Below are 20,716 nucleotides of genomic sequence, written 5' to 3'. Positions count from 1 at the left end.
CTATTGCGCTACGTCATGACGAGAACATTTGATTATTCCGCAGCCTTCGACGCCGCCTTGGAACAGGTGCGCCGCGAAGGCCGCTACCGCGAATTCGCCGATATCTGCCGGATCAGGGGCCGGTTCCCGCGCGCCTTGCATCGCGGTCCCTCGGGCGAACGGGAAGTCACCGTCTGGTGCTCCAACGACTATCTCGGCATGGGCCAGCATCCCAAGGTCGTGGCGGCCATGCACCAGGCTCTGGACGAGATCGGCGCCGGCTCCGGCGGCACCCGCAACATCTCAGGCACCAATCACTATCATGTCCTGCTCGAGGCCGAGCTCGCCGATCTGCACGGCAAGGAAGCGGCCCTGTTGTTCAATTCCGGCTACATGGCGAACGAGGCCGCGCTGTCGGCGCTCGGCCGCCTGCTGCCCCAATGCGTGATCCTCTCGGACGAGCTCAACCATGCTTCGATGATCGAAGGCATAAAGCATGGCCGCTGCGAGAAGATGATCTGGCGCCACAACGATCTCGACGACCTCGAGGCCAAGCTCAAGACGCTCGACCTGGCGCGGCCCAAGGTCATCGCTTTCGAGTCGGTCTATTCGATGGATGGCGACATCGCGCCCATCGGCCGCATCTGCGCGCTGGCGAAGCGCTATGGCGCGCTCACTTATCTCGATGAGGTCCATGCCGTCGGCATGTATGGACCGCGTGGCGGCGGCATCGCCGAGCGCGATCATGTCCTCTGCGAGGTCGACATCATCGAAGGCACGCTCGCCAAGGCTTTCGGCATCATGGGGGGCTATGTGGCCGCGAAGGCGAGCCTCATCGACGCGATCCGTTCCACCGCGCCCGGCTTCATCTTCACCACCTCGCTGGCACCTGTCCTCGCCGCAGGCGCGCTCGCAAGCGTTCGCCATCTGAAGGCAAGCGCTGAGGAGCGCATGCTGCAGCAGAAGCATGCTTCCCTGCTGAAGCGCGAGCTCAAGCGCCTGGGCCTGCCGGTGGCCGAAAGCCCGAGCCATGTCGTGCCGGTGATCGTCGGCGATCCGGTCCTGTGCAAGAAGCTAACCGACCGGCTGCTGGCCGAGTTCCAGATCTATGTCCAGCCGATCAACTATCCGACCGTGCCGAAGGGCACCGAGCGCATCCGGCTGACGCCCGGACCGCTCCATGGCGAGCTCGAGATTGCCCGTCTCGTCGCCGCCCTCGACCATCTGTGGACGGCGCTGACCTTGAAGCGGGCGGCCTGACGCAAACCTATTGTCGCATGCCGGTCCGGCACTGGACCCGGGGGGTAATTCCGCTTATGTCGCTCGTCTGCGGATAGCACGGAGGGGATCATGGCCCGTAAGGTTGCGAAGAAGGTGAAGGCGGCGAAGAAGCAAGCGGCGCCTCGCAAGACCGCGAAAAAGGCGGCCAGGTCTTGGAAAGTGGTCAGCAACGGCTTCTTCAAGTCGAACCTCGCCAAGGCCGATCCCCAGGTTGCCGCCTCGATCAAGCGCGAGCTCGGCCGCCAGCAGCATGAGATCGAACTGATCGCGTCGGAAAACATCGTCTCGCGCGCCGTCCTCGAAGCGCAAGGCTCGGTCAATACCAACAAATATGCCGAAGGCTATCCGGGCCGGCGCTATTACGGCGGCTGCCAGTATGTCGACGAGGTCGAGACGCTGGCCATCGAGCGCGCCAAGAAGCTGTTCGATTGCGGCTTCGCCAATGTGCAGCCGCATTCGGGCGCCCAGGCCAACCAGGCGGTGTTCTTCGCCTGCATGCAGCCGGGCGATACCTATATGGGCCTCGACTTGCGCGCCGGCGGCCACCTGACCCATGGCGCTCCCGTCAACCAGTCGGGCAAGTGGTTCAATGTCGTTCCCTACCGGGTGCGCCAGGACGACCAGCGCATCGACTATGATTTCGTCGAGGAGCTCGCGCATCAGAACAAGCCGAAGCTCATCCTGGCCGGCGGCTCCGCCTATCCGCGCTTCATCGACTTTGCCCGCTTCCGCCAGATCGCCGATGCGGTGGGCGCGGTCTTCATGGTCGACATGGCGCATATTGCCGGCCTCGTCGCGGGCGGCGTCCATCCGAACCCGCTTGGTCACGCTCATGTGGTGACGACGACGACCCACAAGACGCTCAGAGGCCCGAGGGGCGGCATGGTGCTGACCAATGACGAGGAAATGGCGAAGAAGATCAATTCATCGGTCTTCCCAGGCCTGCAGGGCGGTCCTCTGATGCATGTGATCGCGGCGAAGGCGGTGGCCTTCGGTGAGGCTCTGCAGCCGTCGTTCAAGAAATATGCGGCCCAGGTCGTCGCCAATGCCAAGGTGCTGAGCCAGGCCATGATCGAGGGCGGCTGCGACATCGTCTCGGGCGGCACCGACACCCATCTGATGCTGGTCGATCTGCGCAAGAAGCGCCTGACCGGCAAGGCGGCGGAGGCGGCCTTGGGGCGCGCCTGGATCACCTGCAACAAGAACGGCATTCCCTTCGACCCGGAAAAGCCGATGGTGACCTCAGGCGTACGCTTAGGGACCCCCGCCGGCACCACCCGCGGCTTCGGAACCAAGGAATTCAAGGATATCGGCGGCCTCATCACCGAGGTTCTCGATGGGCTTGCGAAGCACGGCGAAGAGGGCAATGCTAAGGTCGAAACGGCGGTCAAGAAGAAGGTCGCCGCGCTGACCAAACGCTTCCCCATCTATTCCTAGTCGCAAGGCTCCATGCGCTGTCCTTTTTGCAACAATGAAGAGACGCAGGTGAAGGACAGCCGTCCGAGCGAGGACGGGACCGCCATTCGCCGCCGCCGCTATTGTCCCGATTGCGGCGGCCGCTTCACCACCTTCGAGCGCGTCCAGTTGCGCGAGCTTACCGTCGTCAAGCGCTCTGGCCGGCGCGTGCCGTTCGACCGCGACAAGCTGATGCGCTCGGTGCAGATCGCGCTGCGCAAGCGGCCTGTGGATCCCGAGCGCGTCGAGCGCATGGTGTCGGGCATCGTGCGCCGGCTCGAAAGCCTGGGCGAAAGCGACATCAAGTCGGAGACCGTCGGCAAGCTCATCATGGAGGCGCTGAAAGTGCTCGACGATGTGGCCTATGTGCGCTTCGCCTCGGTCTACAAGAACTTCCGCGAGGCCAAGGATTTCGAGGAGCTGCTCGGCGAATTGACCGGCGAGGGCGAAGAGGGCGAGGCGAGCCCCAAGCGCGACTGATCATGCCTGGCACTATCGAGTTTCGTCGCGCCGGTCCGCAGGACGCGGCTCGAGTGCGCGCGCTGACGCGCAAGGCCTATGCCAAATGGTGCGAGATCCTGGGCCGCGAGCCTCTGCCGATGACGGCCGATTACGATCATGCCGTGCGCCATCATGTGATTGACCTCGCTTTCACCGCCGGACGGCTGGTCGGCCTCGTCGAGATGATCCCGCGTGAGGACGATATCCTGATCGAGAATGTCTGTGTCGACCCGGACGAGCAGGGTGGGGGGCTGGGTCGGCGGCTTGTGGCCCATGCCGAAGAAATAGCGCTCATGCGCGGCTATGCCGTGATCCGCCTCTATACGAACAAGCTCTTCGCCGCCAATCTGCGTTTCTATGAACGCCTTGGCTACGAGATCGAGCGCGAGGAGCCGTTCAAGGGCGGCACCATGGTGCATTTCCGGAAAGTCCCCGACATGAGCGTGGACGAGACCTTCATGACACTGGCCGCGCGACTCGGCCACCGGGCCCTGGGCACGACGGGGGAAAATCCCCCCGTCGGCTGTATCATCGTAAAGGACGGCATCATTGTCGGCCTGGGCTGGACGCAGCCCGGAGGCCGGCCCCATGCCGAGACCGAGGCCCTGAAGATGGCGGGCGAAGCTGCCCGGGGCGCCACGGCCTATGTGACGCTCGAGCCCTGCGCCCATCACGGCCGCACCCCGCCTTGCGCCGAGGCCTTGGTCGCGGCGGGCGTCGCCCGGGTGGTGGCGGCTTTCGAGGATCCGGATCCCCGGGTATCGGGCGGAGGCTTCGCCATCCTGCGGCTGGCGGGCATAGCGATCGACGCCGGCATTGGCGCGACAGCGGCCGGGCCCGATCTTGCCGGCTTCCTGACTCGGATTGCCAAAAAACGTCCCTATGTCACTCTGAAGCTTGCACTTTCCGCGGATGGGAAGATCGCCGAGGCGCCCGGCATCAGGACCGCGATCACAGGCCCTGAAGTCAAGGCGCGCGCCTATCTGCTCCGGGCGCAGTCGGATGCGATCCTGGTGGGGCTTGGCACCGTGCTGGCCGATGATCCGGATCTCACTTGTCGGCTTCCCGGGCTGGAGGGCCGGTCTCCCATCCGGGTTGTTGCCGACTCGGCGCTCGCCACACCCAAATCCTCACATCTGGTCAAAACCGCCGGTCAGGTCCCGGTTTGGCTGCTTTCGCTGCAGCCAGGAACGGTGGCGCCCGGTGTCGATGTCCTTGCCTGCAGGCCCGATGTGCAAGGCCATGTCGATCTTGCCGATGCCCTGGCGAGGCTGGCGGAGCGTGGCATCAGCCGGGTCCTGGCCGAAGGGGGCGCGCGTTTGGCACGCGGTCTCCTGGAAAAGGGCCTGGTGGATGAATTGATGCTGTTCCGCTCGCCCAAGCTTCTGGGGGCCAAAGGAGTTGATGCTTTTGCCGGATTGCCCCCCGATGCGGTCATGGCAGCCTTCCGGAAGGATCGGGAGGAAAGGCTTGGGGATGACGTCATGAGCGTCTATGTACGCGCCTGACCGTTCACGAGAGCCCCATGTTTACCGGCATCATCACCGATATCGGCGAGGTCATCGCCATCGAGAAGCGTGGCGACACGCGCCTCACCATCGCGACGAACTACGACCCCGACACGATTGCCCTTGGCGCCTCGATCGCCTGTTCCGGCTGCTGCCTGACCGTGGTCGAGACCGGCCGGCTGCAGGACGGCCGGGGGTTTTTCGCCGTCGACGCCTCGGCCGAGACCTTGGCCCGCTCGACCCTTGGCGCCTGGGGGATCGGCACGCGGATCAATCTCGAACGTCCGCTCAAGATAGGCGACGAGCTGGGCGGCCATGTCGTGTCCGGCCATGTCGATGACGTGGGCGAGATCGTCTCGATCGTGCCGGAAGGCGATTCCCTGCGCTTCCGCTTCCGGGTCTCGCCCGAGATCGCCCGCTTCATTGCGCCCAAGGGATCGGTTTCGATCGACGGCACCTCGCTCACCGTGAACGAGGTGGAGGGTAGCGAATTCGGCGTCAACATCATCCCTCATACCCAGGCCGTCACCACCTGGGGCAAGGCCGAGGCAGGCGACCAGGTCAATGTTGAAATCGACATGCTGGCGCGCTATGTCGCCCGGCTTTCGGAGACGAGACAGTGAAACGCGACAAGGCCGCGACGGCGGCGATCAGGACCAAGGCGCATCTCCTCATTCTGGAGGCGCGCTTCTATGGCGAGCTTTGCGATGAGCTGGCGCGGGGCGCCATCGCCGCGATCGAGCGGGCAGGGGCCACATGGGAGCGCCACGCCGTTCCGGGCGCGCTCGAGATCCCGGGCGCCATCACGGCCGCCGCCAAGGTGAAGCGCTTCGACGGCTTCGTAGCGCTGGGCTGCGTGCTGCGCGGCGAGACCTCGCATTACGACATCGTCGCCAATGAATCGGCACGCGGGATCATGGACCTCACCATGACCGGCCTCGCCATCGGCAATGGCATCCTCACTTGCGAGACCGAGGCCCAGGCCTGGGCGCGCGCCCGGGTCGCCGAGATGGACAAGGGCGGCGGTGCCGCCGATGCGGCTTTGGCGATGATCCGCTTCACGCGCGCCATCAAGAAGAGGCGGGCCCGATCGTGACCACTCCGCGCCGCAAGCCGCCCGTCGCGCGTTCCGCCGCCCGCCTTGGCGCGGTGCAGGCTCTCTACCAGATGGATCTCGCCGGCACTGATGTCGGCGAAGTGCTGGCGCAATTTTCCTCGCGCGCCGCGGGCGATGCCTTCGATGAGGGGCAATGTGGCCCGGCCGACTTCCCCTTCCTCAAGGAGGTTGTCGACGGCGTGGTGCGCGAGCAGCGCACAATCGATCCCGCCGTCAACCGGATTCTCGACAAGAGCTGGCCGCTGGCCCGGCTCGATGCCACCTTGCGCGCCATCCTGCGTGCCGCCGCTTACGAGATCATGTTCATGGAGAATGTGCCGGTACGCGTCGCTATCAATGAATATATCGATGTCGCGCATGCGTTCTTCGACGATCAGGAGCCGAAGCTCCTGAATGGCGTGCTCAACACGCTGGCGCGCCAGCGCCGGCCGGAAGAATTCTGAAATTTTTCGAACAAGCCGATGCCCAAAACAAACAGCTTTTCGTCGTCATAGCTGAATTGTCCGACGGGCATTGCAGCCCCTAGCGCTTCATGTCACATCGGGGAGGAGAGAGGGCCCCATTTGAGCACAGCCGACATAGCCATCGGATTCGATGATGCGCGCGCCAGGCGCAATGCGCTCGTGCTGGCGATCGGCCAGGCGCTCTATGGCTCGGCCACCGTCATCATGTTCACGACGGCCGGCCTCATCGGCGTGCAGATCGCGCCATCGAAAGCCTGGGCGACTTTGCCGATATCGGCCTTCGTCATCGGCACCGCGGCGACGACCATTCCCGCCGCCATGCTGATGAAGAAGATCGGCCGCAGGCCCGGTTTCATGTTCGGTGCTTGCGCCGGGACGGTCGGCGCGCTGATCGGCCTCTACGCCATCTTCGTGCGCGATTTCCCGCTCTTCATCCTGGCGACCGTGCTGCAGGGCGTCTATCAGGCCTTCGCTCAGCATTCGCGCTTCGCCGCCGCCGACATAGCCAGCCCCGCTTTCCGCCCCAAGGCGATCTCCTGGGTGATGACCGGCGGGGTCGCCGCGGGATTGATCGGCACCACGCTCGTCATGCTGACCACCAATCTTCTGGCGCCGGTGACCTTCGCCGGATGCTATGCGGCGATGGTGGTCATCTGCAGGCTGGCGGTTGCCGCCATGAGCTTCGTCGATATTCCGCGCAAGACGGATCTGGCCGCAGTGGCCGGCCCGACCCGGCCTTTGTCCGAGATCGTGAGCCAACCGCGCTTCATCGTGGCGGTGATCGCGGCGACCCTCAGCTATGGCATGATGAACCTGGTGATGACCGCAGCACCCATCGCCATGATCGACTGCGGTTTCACCACCGCGAATGCCGCCTGGGTCATCCAATGGCACGTCATGGCCATGTATGTGCCGAGCTTCTTTACCGGTCAGATCATCGTGCGTTTCGGTGCCGAGCGGGTCTGTGCCACAGGTCTCTTGCTTCTCGGCTGCGCGGCGACGGCGGGCCTTCTCGGCATCAGCTTCGGCCATTTCGCCGTCACCCTCGTCCTTTTGGGGCTGGGATGGAATTTCGGCTTCATCGGCGGCACCACGCTGCTCACCGAATGCTATCGTCCGGCGGAGCGTGAGAAGGTCCAAGGCATGAACGACTTCGCCGTCTTCGGCACGGTCGCGATCGCGTCCCTCACTTCGGGCAAGCTGCTCGACTGGTTCGGCTGGGCTGCCGTCAACACCGCGATCTTCCCAATGGTCGCCTTGGCCTTGAGCCTCATCCTTTGGGCCATGATGCGGCGCCGCCGCGCCTGATCGGTTACGGTCAGGGCTTGGGGGTGATCTCCGGCACATCGAAGCTGGTGAGCGTCTTGAGCGTATTGGGACGCTGTTCCTTGAGGCCGGAGAGGAACGCCCGGCCCTCCGTCTCGCCGTAAGCGCGCCGGCTGATCCCGTAGAGAATGACGCCGGGTTTCTCGCCCTTGATCGGCACATAGCGATAGGCATCCCACTCGACCACGACCTGGCCGTTGCTCGAGCCGCTGATCAAGAAATCGAGGAAGATCTCGCCGGTCGCGTCATTGAATTTCACCTCGTGATTGACGAGCGGATCCCCCTTCGCCTTGCGCTCATTGAGCATGGCGATCTGGGAGGCCGCCGCATCGTTGGGCGCGGCGCCCTCGGTCATGGTCTCGATGAGAAACATGTGCGTGTAGCTATCAGGCCCTTGCCCGGCGGGCAGATATTCCTGCTTGAAGTAATTGGGCTGCGGGTGGGCTGCGGCGGCCAGCACATAGTTCTGGCCCTCGAAGCTGACTGGTCCCGGCACGCCGAGCCTGTCGGTCTTGTCAGCGCCTTGGCTCGCCGCCGGGAGGGCCGCGAGAGCCGTGAAAAGGGCGGCGGCGATAATATGGAGAAAGGAACGGATGATCATTTGAAGCCTCCGGCGTAGATATGGTTACCCCGTCTTCCGATCGCCCCGCTCAGTCGACTCCTGCCTTGGGACGCATCGCATCGGCATGTGGCCGTTTCATGGGCGACCAAGCAATGTTTTGAAGGTCCATCAGGTTCCATCGAGACGCCCGGCGCGCATCCCGGCGAAGTGGGATCACTTCGCCGAAAAGGATTCGCGCCAAAACAATATCTTGGAGCAAATCCTTATCGCCAAAGTCTTCAACTTTGGCGGGATTTGCTCTAGGTCAAAATTCATCTCCGGTTCAGCTTGGAACTGGCATGTTCGGTTCCAATAACGGGACGCGACATGAGTAATCGTGCATTGAGCCAGCTTCCCTCATTCTGGGACATGGCTCTTTTCGAGGTGAAAGCCACAGCCCTTCGGATGAGGCGCTCGGCCGGCGACAGGTTCGGCCGTGTCGCGGCTCACCGGCACGGCAAAGGGTATGCCCTGGCTGCTGCACCCGTCCTCGCCTCCGTCTCATCGGCGCTTTGGCCAAGGCTTGCGGGCGAAAGGGACCGGGCGCTCACCGCCGGCAAGATCCACAATCTGCGCAGGGCGCTCAGCCATCTCGACGGAATCGAGGTTCCGGCCGGACGCCTGTTCAGCTTTTGGCGGCAGATCGGCCGCACGACGAAGTGTCGCGGCTTCGTCAAGGGCCGGGAATTGCGCGAGGGCTGCCTCATTGCCAGCATCGGCGGCGGCCTGTGCCAATTGTCCAACGCGCTCTATGAGGCGGCGGTGACGGCCGGCTTCGACATAGTCGAGCGCCACGGTCACAGTCGTGTCGTTCCCGGATCGCGCGCAAGCCTCGGACGCGATGCCGCCGTATTCTGGAACTATGTCGACCTGCGCTTCCGCTCGAACGCAGCCTTTCGCATCGAAGCATCGCTGCGCCAAGGCGCGCTCGTAGTGACTTTGCGCGGTGGCGCAGGTCCGGCAATATGCAAGGATGCGGATCTGCGCGAGGACGAACGGCTTGGCGCCAATGACTGCACCAGCTGCGGCGAGACGGACTGCCATCGTCACGAGGCGGAACAGCCGCTCGCGCCGTTGGGCGAGGAGGGGCCCACCGCCTGGCTCGTCGATGCCTGCTGGCCGGAATTCTCGATCCTGTTCGCCGCGACCGCGCGTCCCGAGGATGCGCTCTTCGTGCCGCAACGCTTGCGCCAGTCACCGCGTCATGCCTGGCCCGACGGGGTCGTCGCCTCTGAGACATGCGCCACTCTCGTCGCCTTGCGCCGGGCGCTCGGCCTGCGCCAGGCGCCGAGACAGGGCCGCGCCCTGCAGGACATGCTGCTGCGCTATGACGAGGCGCTGGCGCGGCACTATGCGCGGAAGCTCTCCCATCTCCACACTCATCTGGTGATCTCGCAGAATCTGCTGCCGCATCTGTGGCGGATGGGCGAGCTTCAGGGCCGCAGCTTCGATGTCCTGATGGTGCGCCATCCGATGGCGACGCTGCAGGCGAAGCTCGACGCCGCGAAAGCGCACTATCCCGCGAGCATTACCTTGGGTGATTTTCGTGCGCCCGATGAGATCGTCGAGGCCGAGGGCGCGGCGCTCGACGCGGCCCGCACGTTGCTCACGCCCCACAGCGGCATTGCCGGCGCCGACCCCGCCCGCACGCGTCATCTCGACTGGATCATGCCGGTGGCCCGCGACAGGATCGCGCACGGCGGCAAATCCATTCTGTTCCCGGCCTCCGCACTGGCGCGCAAGGGCGCTTATGCCTTGCGCGAAGCCATCCGGGGGCTCGATCTCGAGGTCATCGTCGCCGGTTCTGCGCGCGAGCATGATGGTGATTTCTGGGGCAACAACCGAGTGCGGCCGCTCGACAACGGTCACTGGCCGGTGGAACTTGCGGCTGTGGTCCTGCCGGCGCTCGTCGAGCACGAGCCGCGCGCTTTGCTCAAGGCGTTGGCGCACGGATTGCCGGTCATCGCCACGGAAGAATGTGGCCTGGCCGCGAATCACGGCGTGCTGGAAGTGCCCGCGTTCGATTCCCACAGCCTCCGGCAGCAGCTGCTGCAACTTTAGAGACCCAAATTCTTCGGAGCGCGCGGCGTTTCTGTTGCAGAAATGCCATAGTCTCCGAAATTTCGGTCGTGTTATTTTCAATCTTCTTGAAAGTGACGATGCGCTCCAGCGATAATAAAATCATTGATGCAACAAAACCTTACGTAATTTTGGGGGCGACGAATGAAGACTTGTCTGCGCGGTGCTGCTGCTCTTGCTGCTTTGGCGGCATTCATGGGAATGAGCGGAGCGGTCCAGGCGGCGGATGTCGAATACAGCGAGCCGGCCTATAGCTGGTCAGGCTTCTATGTCGGCGGTTATGTCGGCGCCGGCGCTGCCAAGGCGCGCACGGAGCTCGGAGCTGACTTTGGGGAAATTGGCGGCTTCGATGCCGATCTCAACGGCATTGGCGGCGATGGCTTCTTGGGCGGCGCCCTGGCCGGCTTCAACTGGCAGGTTTCCGACCGATTCGTTCTCGGCATCCAGGGCGACATCGGCTGGACCGACATTGAAGCGGATCTCGATGCCGATCCGCTCATCAACGCCAAAGCCGGACCCGACTTCATCGCCAACGCGTCCTTGCGCGCCGGTTATCTGGTGACGCCCGATACGCTGTTCTACATCATCGGCGGCTACAGCTATGCCGAATTCAAGCTGGATGGCGAGCTGTTCGAGGCCGTCGATTTCGACGCGGACCAGAAATACGACGGCTATCATGTCGGCGCCGGCATGGAGACGCGGCTGACGGATCGCCTGACCGCCCGGGTCGAATATCGCTATACCGAATTCGGCAGCGAGGACTGGGACACCGATGGCTTCCTCGACGTGAAGCCCACGATGCACACCGGCACATTGGGCCTGGCCTACAACCTCTTCCCGACGGCGGGCGAGGGCGAAGTGGCGACGCCGACGGCTGATGTGGTCGAGCCGCAAGTGAGCTGGACCGGCTTCTATGTCGGCGCCAATGCCGGCGCCGGTGGCACGGTCGATAAGCTCACCCTCGACGTGGGTGGCGACGATCCGTCCTTTGACGGCATCGGCGGAGAGGGCTTCCTCGGCAGCCTGATGGCGGGCTACAACTGGCAGGTCAGCGACAGTATCGTGCTTGGTCTCCAGGGCGATATCGGCATTGCCGATCTGAAGTCGAAGCTCGATGCTTCCGCTGAATTCCTTGGCCTGGAGGCGGAGCTCGACGCCGAAACGAAACTCGAATGGTTCGCCAACGCGTCGTTGCGCGCCGGCTATCTCGCGACACCCGAGACGATGCTCTACGTCATCGGCGGCTACAGCTATGCGCATGTCAAGCAGGAGGCCGAGCTGACGGTCGGTATTCCGCAAGGGCTGATCATTGATGAGGATATCTCCGAGAAGCAGGATCTTGACGGCTTCCATATCGGCGCCGGCGCTGAAGCCATGCTGACCGACAGCCTCACGCTGCGGGCCGAATACCGCTACACGCAGTATGGCAAGGAGGATTTCTTCGGGATCGACGGCATCGAGTCCAAGCTTGCGACCCATACCGGCACGGTCGGCATCGCCTGGCTGTTCAACGGCCTCTGATCGATCACTCCTTGAAGCAGGAAGAGGGCGGGTCTTCGGATCCGTCCTTTTTCTTTGCTCGTGACGTCCTTTTCTGGTCTCATCGCGGCCCCTCAACTGATGCGTGAAACCGAAATGACCGAGAAAACCTGGACCGCCGTTGACGATTATCTGGATGAGATGCTGGTCGGGCCCGATGCCGTGCTCGATGCGGTGCTCGTCGCCAGCGCCGATGCGGGCCTTCCCGAAATCGCGGTGGCGCCGACCCAGGGCAAATTCCTGATGCTGCTGGCGCGCGCGATCAATGCGAAGAACGTGCTCGAGTTCGGCACGCTTGGCGGCTACAGCACGATCTGGCTGGCCCGCGCCTTGCCGAAGGGCGGGCGCGTCGTGACGCTCGAAGCCGTGCCGCGCCACGCCGAAGTGGCGCGCGCCAATTTTGAGCGCTCAGGCCTCGCCGCCATGATCGATCTCAGACTCGGCAAGGCGCTCGATGTCCTGCCCAAGCTCGCCGCCGAGAAGCGTGAAACCTTCGATCTCGTCTTCATCGACGCCGACAAAGAGAACATACCGGATTATTTCACCTGGTCGCTCAAGCTCACGCGTCCGGGCAGCCTCATCGTCGTCGACAATGTCATTCGCGACGGCGAGGTCATCGACGCCCGGAGCCGCGATCCGAGCGTGAAAGGCGTGCGCCGGTTCAACGAGATGTTGAAGCAGGAGAAGCGGGTCAGCGCCACCGCGATCCAGACCGTCGGGGTCAAGGGCTATGACGGCTTTACGCTCGCTCTCGTGCTCGAATAGCTACGCTCTTTGCTCGGCCGCGAGTCTTACCCCCAAGGCGATGAGCAGGCTGCCCATGATCGTCTCGAAGGGCTTTCTGATCTGCGGCCGGTTGAGGAAGTGGCCGAGCTTCGCCAGCACAACCACATAGACTGCGAGCCAAACGAAGGTGAGGCCCGAGAAGACGAGGCCGAGCAAGGCAAGGCCTGAGAACATGCCTTCGCCGGGATGGGCGAATTGCGGCAGGATGCTGGCGAAGAACACCGCCATCTTGGGATTGCCGAGATCGCTGATGAGGCCTTGGCGGAAGGCCGAGAGCGGGGAGAGCGGACGGCCCTCCATCCTGGCCGGCAATCCGCCGCCGGTGCGCCGCCAAGCGCCCCAGACCATGTGCCCGCCGAGATAGATGAGATAGGCGGCCCCCAGAAGCTTGATCGCCTGGAACACGGGCTCAGAGGCGAGGAGCACCGCGACCAGCCCCGCCGCCGTCGCCAGCGCCCAGATGATCTGGCCGAGTGCCACACCCGCTGCGGTCGCAAGCCCGCCGGCGCGCCCGCCCAGCATCACGCCGCGAATGGTCATCGCCGTATCCGGGCCCGGCGTCACGATGACCAGGATGGATATGCCGAGAAAGGCCAGGAACGAGCCGGTCAACATGGAATGAGCCCCCATAGAAACCCTGTCAGGGGCACTTTCACAGCATATCAAACCTGTCGCAAGGGCCGCCTGTTGTGGGTTGCCATAAAGCCGCCATTTTGGCATACCCCGCCCATCGTTCCGGGATGCGGGAGGAGGGGGGCCTCCTTAACGCCCGCCCTCGGGGAAACCAAAAACACAAGGAACAACCATGAGCTCCACCCTCTGGCTGATCGTGCTTGGCGGTGCTTTGTCCATCGTCTACGGCATTCTCACCACCCGCAGCCTGTTGGCCGCGGATGCCGGCACGGCCCGCATGCAGGAAATCTCGGCCGCCGTGCGTGAAGGCGCGCAAGCCTATCTCAAGCGCCAATACACGACCATCGGCATTGTCGGCATCGTCATCTTCCTGATCGCTTTCTTCCTCCTGGGCTGGCATTCGGCCATCGGCTTCGCCATCGGCGCCATCCTTTCGGGCGCTGCGGGCTTCATCGGCATGAATGTGTCGGTCAGGGCCAATGTGCGCGTCGCACAAGCCGCCACCAAGTCGCTCGCCGGCGGCCTCGACCTCGCCTTCAAGTCGGGCGCGGTCACGGGCCTCCTGGTTGCCGGGCTCGGCCTCCTGGGCGTCACCCTGTATTTCATCTTCCTCACCGGCTCTCTGGGTCTCGCACCCACCGACCGGACCGTCATCGACTCGCTCGTGGCGCTTTCCTTCGGCGCCTCGCTCATCTCGATCTTCGCCCGTCTCGGCGGCGGCATCTTCACCAAGGGTGCGGACGTCGGCGGCGACATGGTCGGCAAGGTCGAGGCCGGCATCCCCGAGGATGATCCGCGCAACCCCGCCACCATCGCCGACAATGTCGGTGACAATGTCGGCGACTGCGCCGGCATGGCGGCCGACCTGTTCGAGACCTATGTGGTGACCGCCGTCGCCACCATGGTGCTCTCGGCCATCGTGCTGCCGGACGCCTACAAGCTCGCCGGCATGGTCCTGCCGCTCGCCATTGGCGGCGCCTGCGTCGTCACCTCGATCATCGGCACGTTCTTCGTGAAGCTCGGCGCCTCTAACAACATCATGGGCGCGCTCTACAAGGGTTTCATCGCCACCGCCATCCTGTCGCTCATCGCCCTTTACCCGGTGATGAGCTATGTGTTCGGCGGCATGTCGGTGGATCTCGGCGGCTTCACGCCGATGAGTCTGTTCTGGTGCGGCCTTGTCGGCCTCGTCATCACCGGCCTCATCATCTGGATCACCGAATACTATACCGGCACCGGCCTTCGTCCGGTGAATTCGATCGCCGAGGCCTCGATCACCGGCCACGGCACGAATGTCATCCAGGGCCTCGCCGTGTCGCTCGAGTCGACCGCTCTGCCGGCGCTCGTCATCATCGGCGGCATCATCGTCACCTTCAATCTCGCCGGCCTCTTCGGCATCGCGGTCGCGGTGACCACGATGCTGGCGCTTGCCGGCGTGGTGGTGGCGCTCGATGCCTTCGGCCCCGTCACCGACAATGCCGGCGGCATCGCCGAGATGGCGGGCCTGCCCAAGGAAGTGCGCCACAATACCGACGCGCTCGATGCCGTGGGCAACACCACCAAGGCCGTCACCAAGGGCTATGCCATCGGCTCGGCGGGGCTCGGCGCCCTGGTGCTGTTCGCCGCCTATACCCAGGACCTCAAGTTCTTCGCGGCCAATGCGACGCCGGGAAGCTTCTTCGAGGGCGTCAATGTCACCTTCGATCTGTCGAACCCCTATGTGGTGGTCGGCCTGATCTTCGGCGGCTTGCTGCCTTATCTCTTCGGCGGCATCTCCATGACGGCGGTCGGCCGCGCGGCGCAGGCCGTGGTGGTCGAGGTTCGCCGCCAGTTCAAGGAGAAGCCCGGCATCATGCAGGGCAAGGACAAGCCTGATTATGGCCGCGCCGTCGACATGCTGACCAAGGCTGCGATCAAGGAGATGATCGTCCCCTCGCTGCTGCCGGTGCTCTCGCCGATCGTCGTCTTCCTGGCGATCTGGGCGATCGCCGGCAAGGCGGCGGGCTTCGCGGCACTGGGCGCCATGCTGATGGGCGTCATCGTCACCGGCCTCTTCGTCGCCATCTCGATGACGGCGGGCGGCGGCGCCTGGGACAATGCCAAGAAGTCCTTCGAGGATGGTTTTACCGACTCGAAGGGCCAGAAGCACTTCAAGGGTTCGGAAGCCCACAAGGCATCCGTTACCGGCGACACCGTCGGCGACCCCTACAAGGACACGGCGGGTCCCGCCGTCAACCCGATGATCAAGATCACCAACATCGTGGCACTGCTGCTGTTGGCCGTGCTCGCGCACTGATCCAAAGACAAACCGTCAAACGGAAACGGCCGGGTCAATGCCCGGCCGTTTTCATTAGGATCGGAACCTTTTGCCGAGCACGCGAATGAGCGCGTCGAGGCCTTGCGCGATCGCCCGGCCGATCATCTCCCCGAACCGTTCTATCAATTGCTCGACGTCAGGGCTCACCGGCCGGATGTCGGGCATCGGGGCTCCGGCCATGGCCGCTGTCACCTCGCGCCTCAACCTGTCGCCGCATTGGGCGGCGCCGGAAACGGAAGCGTCGAAGGCAAGGCGGGAGATGTCCCATTTGCCCTTCTGCTCGATGCCGAGCACGCTTTCCACTTCGGCATGGGAAAGAACCGTCCGCCGCGCCACCTTGATGCGATAGCGCTTGCTGAGCTCGGCGACCGCGACGGTGAGCATGTCCCATTGCGCGCGCGTCATCGGGTAGGCGCCGGGGCGGAACGGTTGCTGCTCGGCACCGCCCATGCAGCACAGCGAGATGCCGATCGAGCCTTGGTTGCAATTGAGCGTGTGCGCGGCATGGCCGGGCTTCACCCGCCGGCCCGAATTGGCGGCGACCGACGGCGCGCCTCTGACCAGCCTTCCATTTCCCTCGATCAGGAAATGATAGGCCTGCCTGTCGCTCTCGCTTGCATCATGCGTGCCCGCCGTCCAGTGGCAGATGATGCGCTGCATGGGAACGTCGGGCATCCAATCGATCGGTATCGCCATGGGAAGTCCTCATGGGGCAACTGGCCGCGATGATAGGGCAATTCCGGCAAGATCGAACACCGAGCGATGGCGTATGTTTAACCTTCCGTCAGAGGGCGGGCTCAATCGTTGAAGATCAGGGCGACCCCGGCCAGGATGAGCGCGACGCCGATGATGTCGCGAAGACCAGGTGTCTGAGCGAACAGGCGATGCGAAACGAAGGCGGCTATCAGGATCTCGACAAGCCCGAGGGTCCGCACGCGGGCTGGGTTGGTCAGTGCGAAGGCGAGGAACCAGTTCTCCGAGGCAAATGCGCCCAGGAAACCAGCGGCCAGAGAAGGACGCCATGCCCTGAAGACCGCCTTCAGGATCGCGGGTTCGCGCAAGAGGAGCCAGCAAGACATCAGCGCCGTCTGTATCGTCAGCGAAATTGCGAGAGTGAGCGTTGCGGCGGAAAGAAAGCTGCTTGATCCGAGAGCGGTGATTCCACCGCGAAATCCCACCGCTGCCATGGCGAAGAGGGCGCCTGAAGCGATCCCATAGAGTGCCGGCCGCCATGAGAAGATCTCAATGCCGGCTCGCGAGGGCCATGAAAGTGAAATCACGCCGGCGATGGCGATCAGCATGGCCGCGGCCAGTGACAAAGTCACCTGCTCGCCGAGAAAGGCCAGCGCGAAAAGCGCAACCAGCAGAGGTTCGGTGTGGGTATAGGCGATGGTCACCAGGAATGAGCGTTCACGCATCGCGGTCAGCAAGAGGGCCGTCCCGCCAATCTGGCTGAGGGCCCCGAAAACGGTCCATTGCAGCGATGCCACGGTGGGTCGGGGCAACTCGCTCCCGGCAATGGCGAGAAGAGCCAGCGCGGCGAGGCCGAAGGGCAACCCAAAGAGAAACCTGATGTAAGTCGCACCGACAGTTCCCAGTTCATCGCTCAGGGCTTTCTGTGCCGCATTGCGAAATGTCTGAGCGGTCGCCGCAATGACAGTGAAGGCAGGCCACAGCGCCGCAAAGCCCATCCCTTCACCCGGCATGGCCAAGTCTCCATTGTTCAAGTCTCCGGCGGCCTCAGATAAGTGACGATGCCTTCAATTACCTTGCCGTCGTCGTCGAATACCAATGTCTCTGCGACATAGTCATTGCGCTGGTTTCGATAGAGGATGGTAAGGGCGCCAGCCCCGACGCCAACATTGATGATCTCGAACCGCACTTCCTTGGCCGCTTCCAAGGCCTTGCTCCAATAGTCGCGCAGCTCCGACAAGCCGGATACAGCTGCCTGCTGTGTATTGAGCACGGCCGGAATACGGGGAGAGCGAAAGACAATCTCCGGCGAGTAATGACGAAGAATCGCATCGAGATCCTTCGCCTGCCAATCTGCCACCCATTCGTGGACATAGCGCTCTGCCCATGATCGATCGATCATATCCTGCCACTCGTTCGAAAGCCCCTTCCGCCGTCAGCTTCCTTATGACATGAAGGAGCAGCAATCTCCACTGACTGACCTATCCAGCCAAATCCATGTCATTCGCAAGGCTCGAAGATCTCGGACGGAAGCTCGAAGCGCTCGAGCATGCCCAGTCGATACTGAGCGTGGACGAAGCCGTGCAGATGCCGGTGGGCGGCGGCGAGAAGCGGGCCGAGGCCATGGCCATGCTGGCGGGTCTTTATCACGACCTCGCCGCTGCACCCGAGATCTCAGACTGGCTCGATGCGGCAGAAGGCGAGGCACTGGACGCCACACACCAGGCGGGTTTGCGCGAGTTCAGGCGCGCCTACACCAATCTGACCTGCCTCTCCTCCGATTTCGTGCGCAAGCAGGTTGCCGCCAAGGTCCGCTGCGAGCAGCTCTGGCGCGAATTGCGGCCGAAAGGAGATTGGCACGCTTTCCTCCCCGCCTTCGAAGGCGTCGTCGCCACCATGCGCGAGGAGGCGGAGCTGCGCGCCAAGGTCTTGAAACTCGATCCCTATGACGCCCTGATGGAGCAATATGATCCGGGCAACCGTGTCGGGGACATCGCCCCGGTCTTCGCCGAGCTGAAGAGCTTTCTCAAGGGCTTCATTCCGGAAGCCATGGCCCGGCAGCAAGAGAAGCTCGCCCGGCGGCCGCTGAAGTCCTTCAACGCGCCGTTCCCGGTCGAGCGGCAGAAGGCGCTGGGGCACGCGATGATGGAGGCCCTGGGCTTCGATTTCGCCCATGGCCGACTCGACATCTCGCATCATCCCTTCTGCGGCGGCGTGCCGAGCGACGTGCGCATGACGACCCGCTATGTCACGGCTGAGTTCCTGTCGGCGCTGATGGGCATCCTGCATGAGACGGGGCACGGACTCTATGAGCAGGGCCTGCCCGCGGCGTGGTCGCATTTGCCGCTCGGCAAGGCGCGCGGCATGGCCATGCATGAGAGCCAGAGTCTCTTCGTCGAGATGCAGATCGCGAGAAGCGCGGAATTCTGGGAATGGGCGATGCCGATCGTCCGCCAGCACCTGGGCGATCAGGCGGTCGCCGGCTGGGATCTCGAGGACATGCTGGCTCATGTGCACCATATCGAGCGCGGGCTCATCCGCGTCGATGCCGATGAAGCGACCTATCCGCTGCATGTGATCCTGCGCTTCGAGATGGAGCAGGACCTGGTTTCCGGCAAGCTGGCCACCAAGGACATTCCGGAAGTCTGGGACGCCAAGATGAGGGAATATCTGGGGCTCGCGACGATCGATAATGCCAAGGACGGTCCGATGCAGGACGTGCACTGGCCCTCGGGCGCCTTCGGTTACTTCCCGAGCTATACGCTGGGCGCGCTGGTTGCGGCGCAGCTCTGGGCGGCGCTCGAAAAAGAACACCCTGCAGTGCGCGAGGATGTGCGCAATGGCCGCCTGGTCGGGCTCAATGACTGGCGGCGCAAGCATATCTGGTCGCAGGCTTCGCGGTGGTCGACGCCTGAATTGCTCGAACGCGCCACCGGCGAGAAACTGAAGGCCGACTATTTCATCGGTCATTTGCGGCGGCGCTATCTGGCCTGAGCATGATAAAGCGCATATCTTTTCGGGAAACCGGCAGGATCATGCGCTAGGCTGGTGCAAGCCGAAGGAGATGCGCCATGTCCGATACTGAAAAAGCGAAAGGCCCGGTTGCGATCGAAAAACTGCCCTGGAAGGAATGGACCCAGGGTGTGAGATATGGCAGCCGCTATCGTGTCTTGTCCGATACGCGCGGCGAAGGCCGCAAGATAGGCATTGCCTATGAGGAATTGCCGCCCGGCAAGCAATCGGCTCCGTTTCACTACCATCTGTTCGAGGAGGAGCACATCGTGGCGCTCGCCGGAGAGGCAACGCTGCGCCTTGGCGACCAACGCCATCCTATCAAGGCCGGCGACTATGTCGCCTTTCCGGCGGGACAGCGCGCCGGCCATTGCCTGGTCAACGAGACCGACGCGCCGTTCCTCTTCATCATCATCGGCGACCGCGAGCTGCACGACGTCTGCGTCTATCCCGACTCTGGCAAGATTTTGATCCGCGGGCTCGATGGCAGCGTCATGCGGCACGGAGAGGGGCTCGATTATTGGGAAGGCGAGCGGGCCGATGAGAGGATCGCCGAGGAGGCCGGGTCTTGATCCTGCACCAAGGCCTTGCCTTCCTGGCGGCGCTTCTCTTTTCGGCGGCGTCCCTGCACGCCCAATCCTGGCCGCCGGCCGATCCCAATGAAGGCGTTGCCGCGGTCGCGATCACCACGTCATGGGCGAAGGCACTGCGCGAGGCTCATGATCTGGCGGATATGCAGCAGGCGGCCGGGGCGCGCGGCAAGATAGAGGCGATCGAAACCAAAGGTAGCACGTCGCGTGCCGTTTTCACCTGGGTCGGCCAGGACGGACGCGGTCGCCTTCGCGTCTTTGTGTACCGTTCGGGCGGCTTTGCGGCGATCGCCGAGCCCGCCGACAGGAAGGGTGGGATCGTGCTGAACAGCTTCGGCGCATTCACGTGCCCCGATTGCTCCCCACCCGTCAATGCCTGCGGCCGGCGGCCGTCATGGATCCCGCATGACCTGCACTGGGACAATTTCGATTGCCCGCATACGATCACCGGACCACAGGACATGCCGGTTGGCTTCTGAGCAAATATCTCTCGCGGTCCGGTTGGAGGAGAGCCGGGTTCGCGCTAGACTGGCGTCATGGCCGAGACAAAAAGCGGTACGCGGAATTTCTACGATCTGGCGAAAGCTCTAGGGCGTTGGGACAATGAGGGCGGCGCCATAGGTCCGGCGCCGGACACCGCGCTGCGCAAGGATGAGGAGCGCATCCTCAAATGTCTGGGAGCGGCGGTGATCATGCAGTGGAATGAGCTTCCGACGGATATTCAGCGCAGCCTTTTCATGGATGCGGCGTCGATGAGCGATCCCGCCCGGCAGTTCCAGCTCAAGCAGCAGATCGCCCGGTTCCTGCATGTCCACAAGGATGAAGTGTGAGGCGG

The 20,716-nt window shown here is 63.6% G+C and carries 21 protein-coding genes; 16 read left to right on the top strand and 5 right to left on the bottom strand.

Annotation, left to right across the window (positions count from 1 at the left end; genetic code table 11):
- Positions 1-15: 15 nt before the first annotated feature.
- From hemA to DS839_RS03775, 8 genes are all read left to right on the top strand, one after another.
- On the top strand, positions 16-1,239 hold the full coding sequence (gene hemA / locus DS839_RS03810; RefSeq protein WP_119268955.1) for a 5-aminolevulinate synthase: 1,224 nt from the start codon (positions 16-18) through the stop codon (positions 1,237-1,239).
- Positions 1,240-1,329: 90 nt separating this feature from the next.
- Positions 1,330-2,697: a serine hydroxymethyltransferase gene (gene glyA, locus DS839_RS03805; RefSeq protein ID WP_119268954.1), complete on the top strand. Its 1,368-nt coding sequence runs from the start codon at positions 1,330-1,332 to the stop codon at positions 2,695-2,697.
- Between the two features lie 12 nt (positions 2,698-2,709).
- Complete coding sequence (gene nrdR, locus DS839_RS03800; protein ID WP_119268953.1) at positions 2,710-3,195, top strand: transcriptional regulator NrdR; 486 nt, start codon at positions 2,710-2,712, stop codon at positions 3,193-3,195.
- 2 nt (positions 3,196-3,197) lie between these two features.
- A complete protein-coding gene (ribD, locus tag DS839_RS03795) occupies positions 3,198-4,724 on the top strand; it encodes a bifunctional diaminohydroxyphosphoribosylaminopyrimidine deaminase/5-amino-6-(5-phosphoribosylamino)uracil reductase RibD (RefSeq protein WP_162918284.1) in 1,527 nt (508 codons plus the stop codon).
- A 17-nt stretch (positions 4,725-4,741) separates the two neighbouring features.
- The gene (locus DS839_RS03790) at positions 4,742-5,347 is read left to right on the top strand and encodes a riboflavin synthase (RefSeq protein ID WP_119268952.1); all 606 of its coding nucleotides are present in this window, start codon (positions 4,742-4,744) and stop codon (positions 5,345-5,347) included.
- On the top strand, positions 5,344-5,820 hold the full coding sequence (gene ribH, locus DS839_RS03785; RefSeq protein WP_368911141.1) for a 6,7-dimethyl-8-ribityllumazine synthase: 477 nt from the start codon (positions 5,344-5,346) through the stop codon (positions 5,818-5,820). Before DS839_RS03790 ends, ribH begins: the two co-directional genes overlap by 4 nt.
- Complete coding sequence (nusB, locus tag DS839_RS03780) at positions 5,817-6,284, top strand: transcription antitermination factor NusB (RefSeq protein WP_368911139.1); 468 nt, start codon at positions 5,817-5,819, stop codon at positions 6,282-6,284. The genes ribH and nusB overlap by 4 nt, the downstream gene beginning before the upstream one ends.
- A gap of 120 nt (positions 6,285-6,404) precedes the next feature.
- Positions 6,405-7,613, top strand: coding sequence for an MFS transporter (locus tag DS839_RS03775; protein WP_119268951.1), 1,209 nt, complete (start codon positions 6,405-6,407; stop codon positions 7,611-7,613).
- 10 nt (positions 7,614-7,623) lie between these two features.
- On the opposite strand, the gene DS839_RS03770 is transcribed toward DS839_RS03775, so the two are convergent.
- A complete protein-coding gene (locus tag DS839_RS03770; protein WP_119268950.1) occupies positions 7,624-8,232 on the bottom strand; it encodes an HI_0983 family protein in 609 nt (202 codons plus the stop codon).
- Positions 8,233-8,559: 327 nt separating this feature from the next.
- On the opposite strand from DS839_RS03770, the gene DS839_RS03765 reads away from it, so the two are divergent.
- The 3 genes from DS839_RS03765 to DS839_RS03755 all read left to right on the top strand — a co-directional run bounded on the left by DS839_RS03765 (position 8,560) and on the right by DS839_RS03755 (position 12,615).
- Complete coding sequence (locus tag DS839_RS03765) at positions 8,560-10,293, top strand: VanW family protein (RefSeq protein WP_119268949.1); 1,734 nt, start codon at positions 8,560-8,562, stop codon at positions 10,291-10,293.
- Positions 10,294-10,455: 162 nt separating this feature from the next.
- The gene (locus tag DS839_RS03760) at positions 10,456-11,832 is read left to right on the top strand and encodes an outer membrane protein (protein WP_119268948.1); all 1,377 of its coding nucleotides are present in this window, start codon (positions 10,456-10,458) and stop codon (positions 11,830-11,832) included.
- Between the two features lie 114 nt (positions 11,833-11,946).
- Complete coding sequence (locus DS839_RS03755) at positions 11,947-12,615, top strand: O-methyltransferase (protein ID WP_119268947.1); 669 nt, start codon at positions 11,947-11,949, stop codon at positions 12,613-12,615.
- Here DS839_RS03755 and DS839_RS03750 read toward each other — a convergent pair whose 3' ends face one another.
- Positions 12,616-13,251, bottom strand: a complete 636-nt coding sequence (locus DS839_RS03750; RefSeq protein WP_119268946.1) for a LysE family translocator — start codon at positions 13,249-13,251, stop codon at positions 12,616-12,618.
- Between the two features lie 190 nt (positions 13,252-13,441).
- Between DS839_RS03750 and DS839_RS03745 the strand changes: the two genes are divergently transcribed.
- Positions 13,442-15,565: a sodium-translocating pyrophosphatase gene (locus tag DS839_RS03745; RefSeq protein WP_119268945.1), complete on the top strand. Its 2,124-nt coding sequence runs from the start codon at positions 13,442-13,444 to the stop codon at positions 15,563-15,565.
- 54 nt (positions 15,566-15,619) lie between these two features.
- Here DS839_RS03745 and DS839_RS03740 read toward each other — a convergent pair whose 3' ends face one another.
- From DS839_RS03740 to DS839_RS03730, 3 genes are all read right to left on the bottom strand, one after another.
- Positions 15,620-16,282, bottom strand: a complete 663-nt coding sequence (locus DS839_RS03740) for a peptidoglycan recognition protein family protein (protein WP_119268944.1) — start codon at positions 16,280-16,282, stop codon at positions 15,620-15,622.
- A 101-nt stretch (positions 16,283-16,383) separates the two neighbouring features.
- Positions 16,384-17,277, bottom strand: a complete 894-nt coding sequence (locus DS839_RS03735) for an EamA family transporter (protein WP_119268943.1) — start codon at positions 17,275-17,277, stop codon at positions 16,384-16,386.
- Between the two features lie 32 nt (positions 17,278-17,309).
- Complete coding sequence (locus DS839_RS03730; protein ID WP_119268942.1) at positions 17,310-17,681, bottom strand: nuclear transport factor 2 family protein; 372 nt, start codon at positions 17,679-17,681, stop codon at positions 17,310-17,312.
- 95 nt (positions 17,682-17,776) lie between these two features.
- On the opposite strand from DS839_RS03730, the gene DS839_RS03725 reads away from it, so the two are divergent.
- The 4 genes from DS839_RS03725 to DS839_RS03710 all read left to right on the top strand — a co-directional run bounded on the left by DS839_RS03725 (position 17,777) and on the right by DS839_RS03710 (position 20,711).
- Positions 17,777-19,273 carry a carboxypeptidase M32 gene (locus DS839_RS03725; protein WP_119268941.1) on the top strand — a complete coding sequence of 499 codons (1,497 nt, stop codon included), beginning with the start codon at positions 17,777-17,779 and terminating at the stop codon, positions 19,271-19,273.
- Between the two features lie 77 nt (positions 19,274-19,350).
- Positions 19,351-19,863 (top strand): cupin domain-containing protein, encoded by a 513-nt coding sequence (locus tag DS839_RS03720; protein WP_119268940.1) that lies wholly within the window; start codon positions 19,351-19,353, stop codon positions 19,861-19,863.
- On the top strand, positions 19,860-20,360 hold the full coding sequence (locus tag DS839_RS03715; RefSeq protein ID WP_119268939.1) for a hypothetical protein: 501 nt from the start codon (positions 19,860-19,862) through the stop codon (positions 20,358-20,360). Before DS839_RS03720 ends, DS839_RS03715 begins: the two co-directional genes overlap by 4 nt.
- 57 nt (positions 20,361-20,417) lie before the next feature.
- Positions 20,418-20,711 (top strand): hypothetical protein, encoded by a 294-nt coding sequence (locus tag DS839_RS03710; RefSeq protein WP_119268938.1) that lies wholly within the window; start codon positions 20,418-20,420, stop codon positions 20,709-20,711.
- Positions 20,712-20,716 lie beyond the last annotated feature (5 nt).

This window comes from Taklimakanibacter deserti, assembly GCA_003574785.1.
Note: the sequence above shows the minus strand (reverse complement) of the source record. Positions and strands in the feature narration are given on the sequence as shown.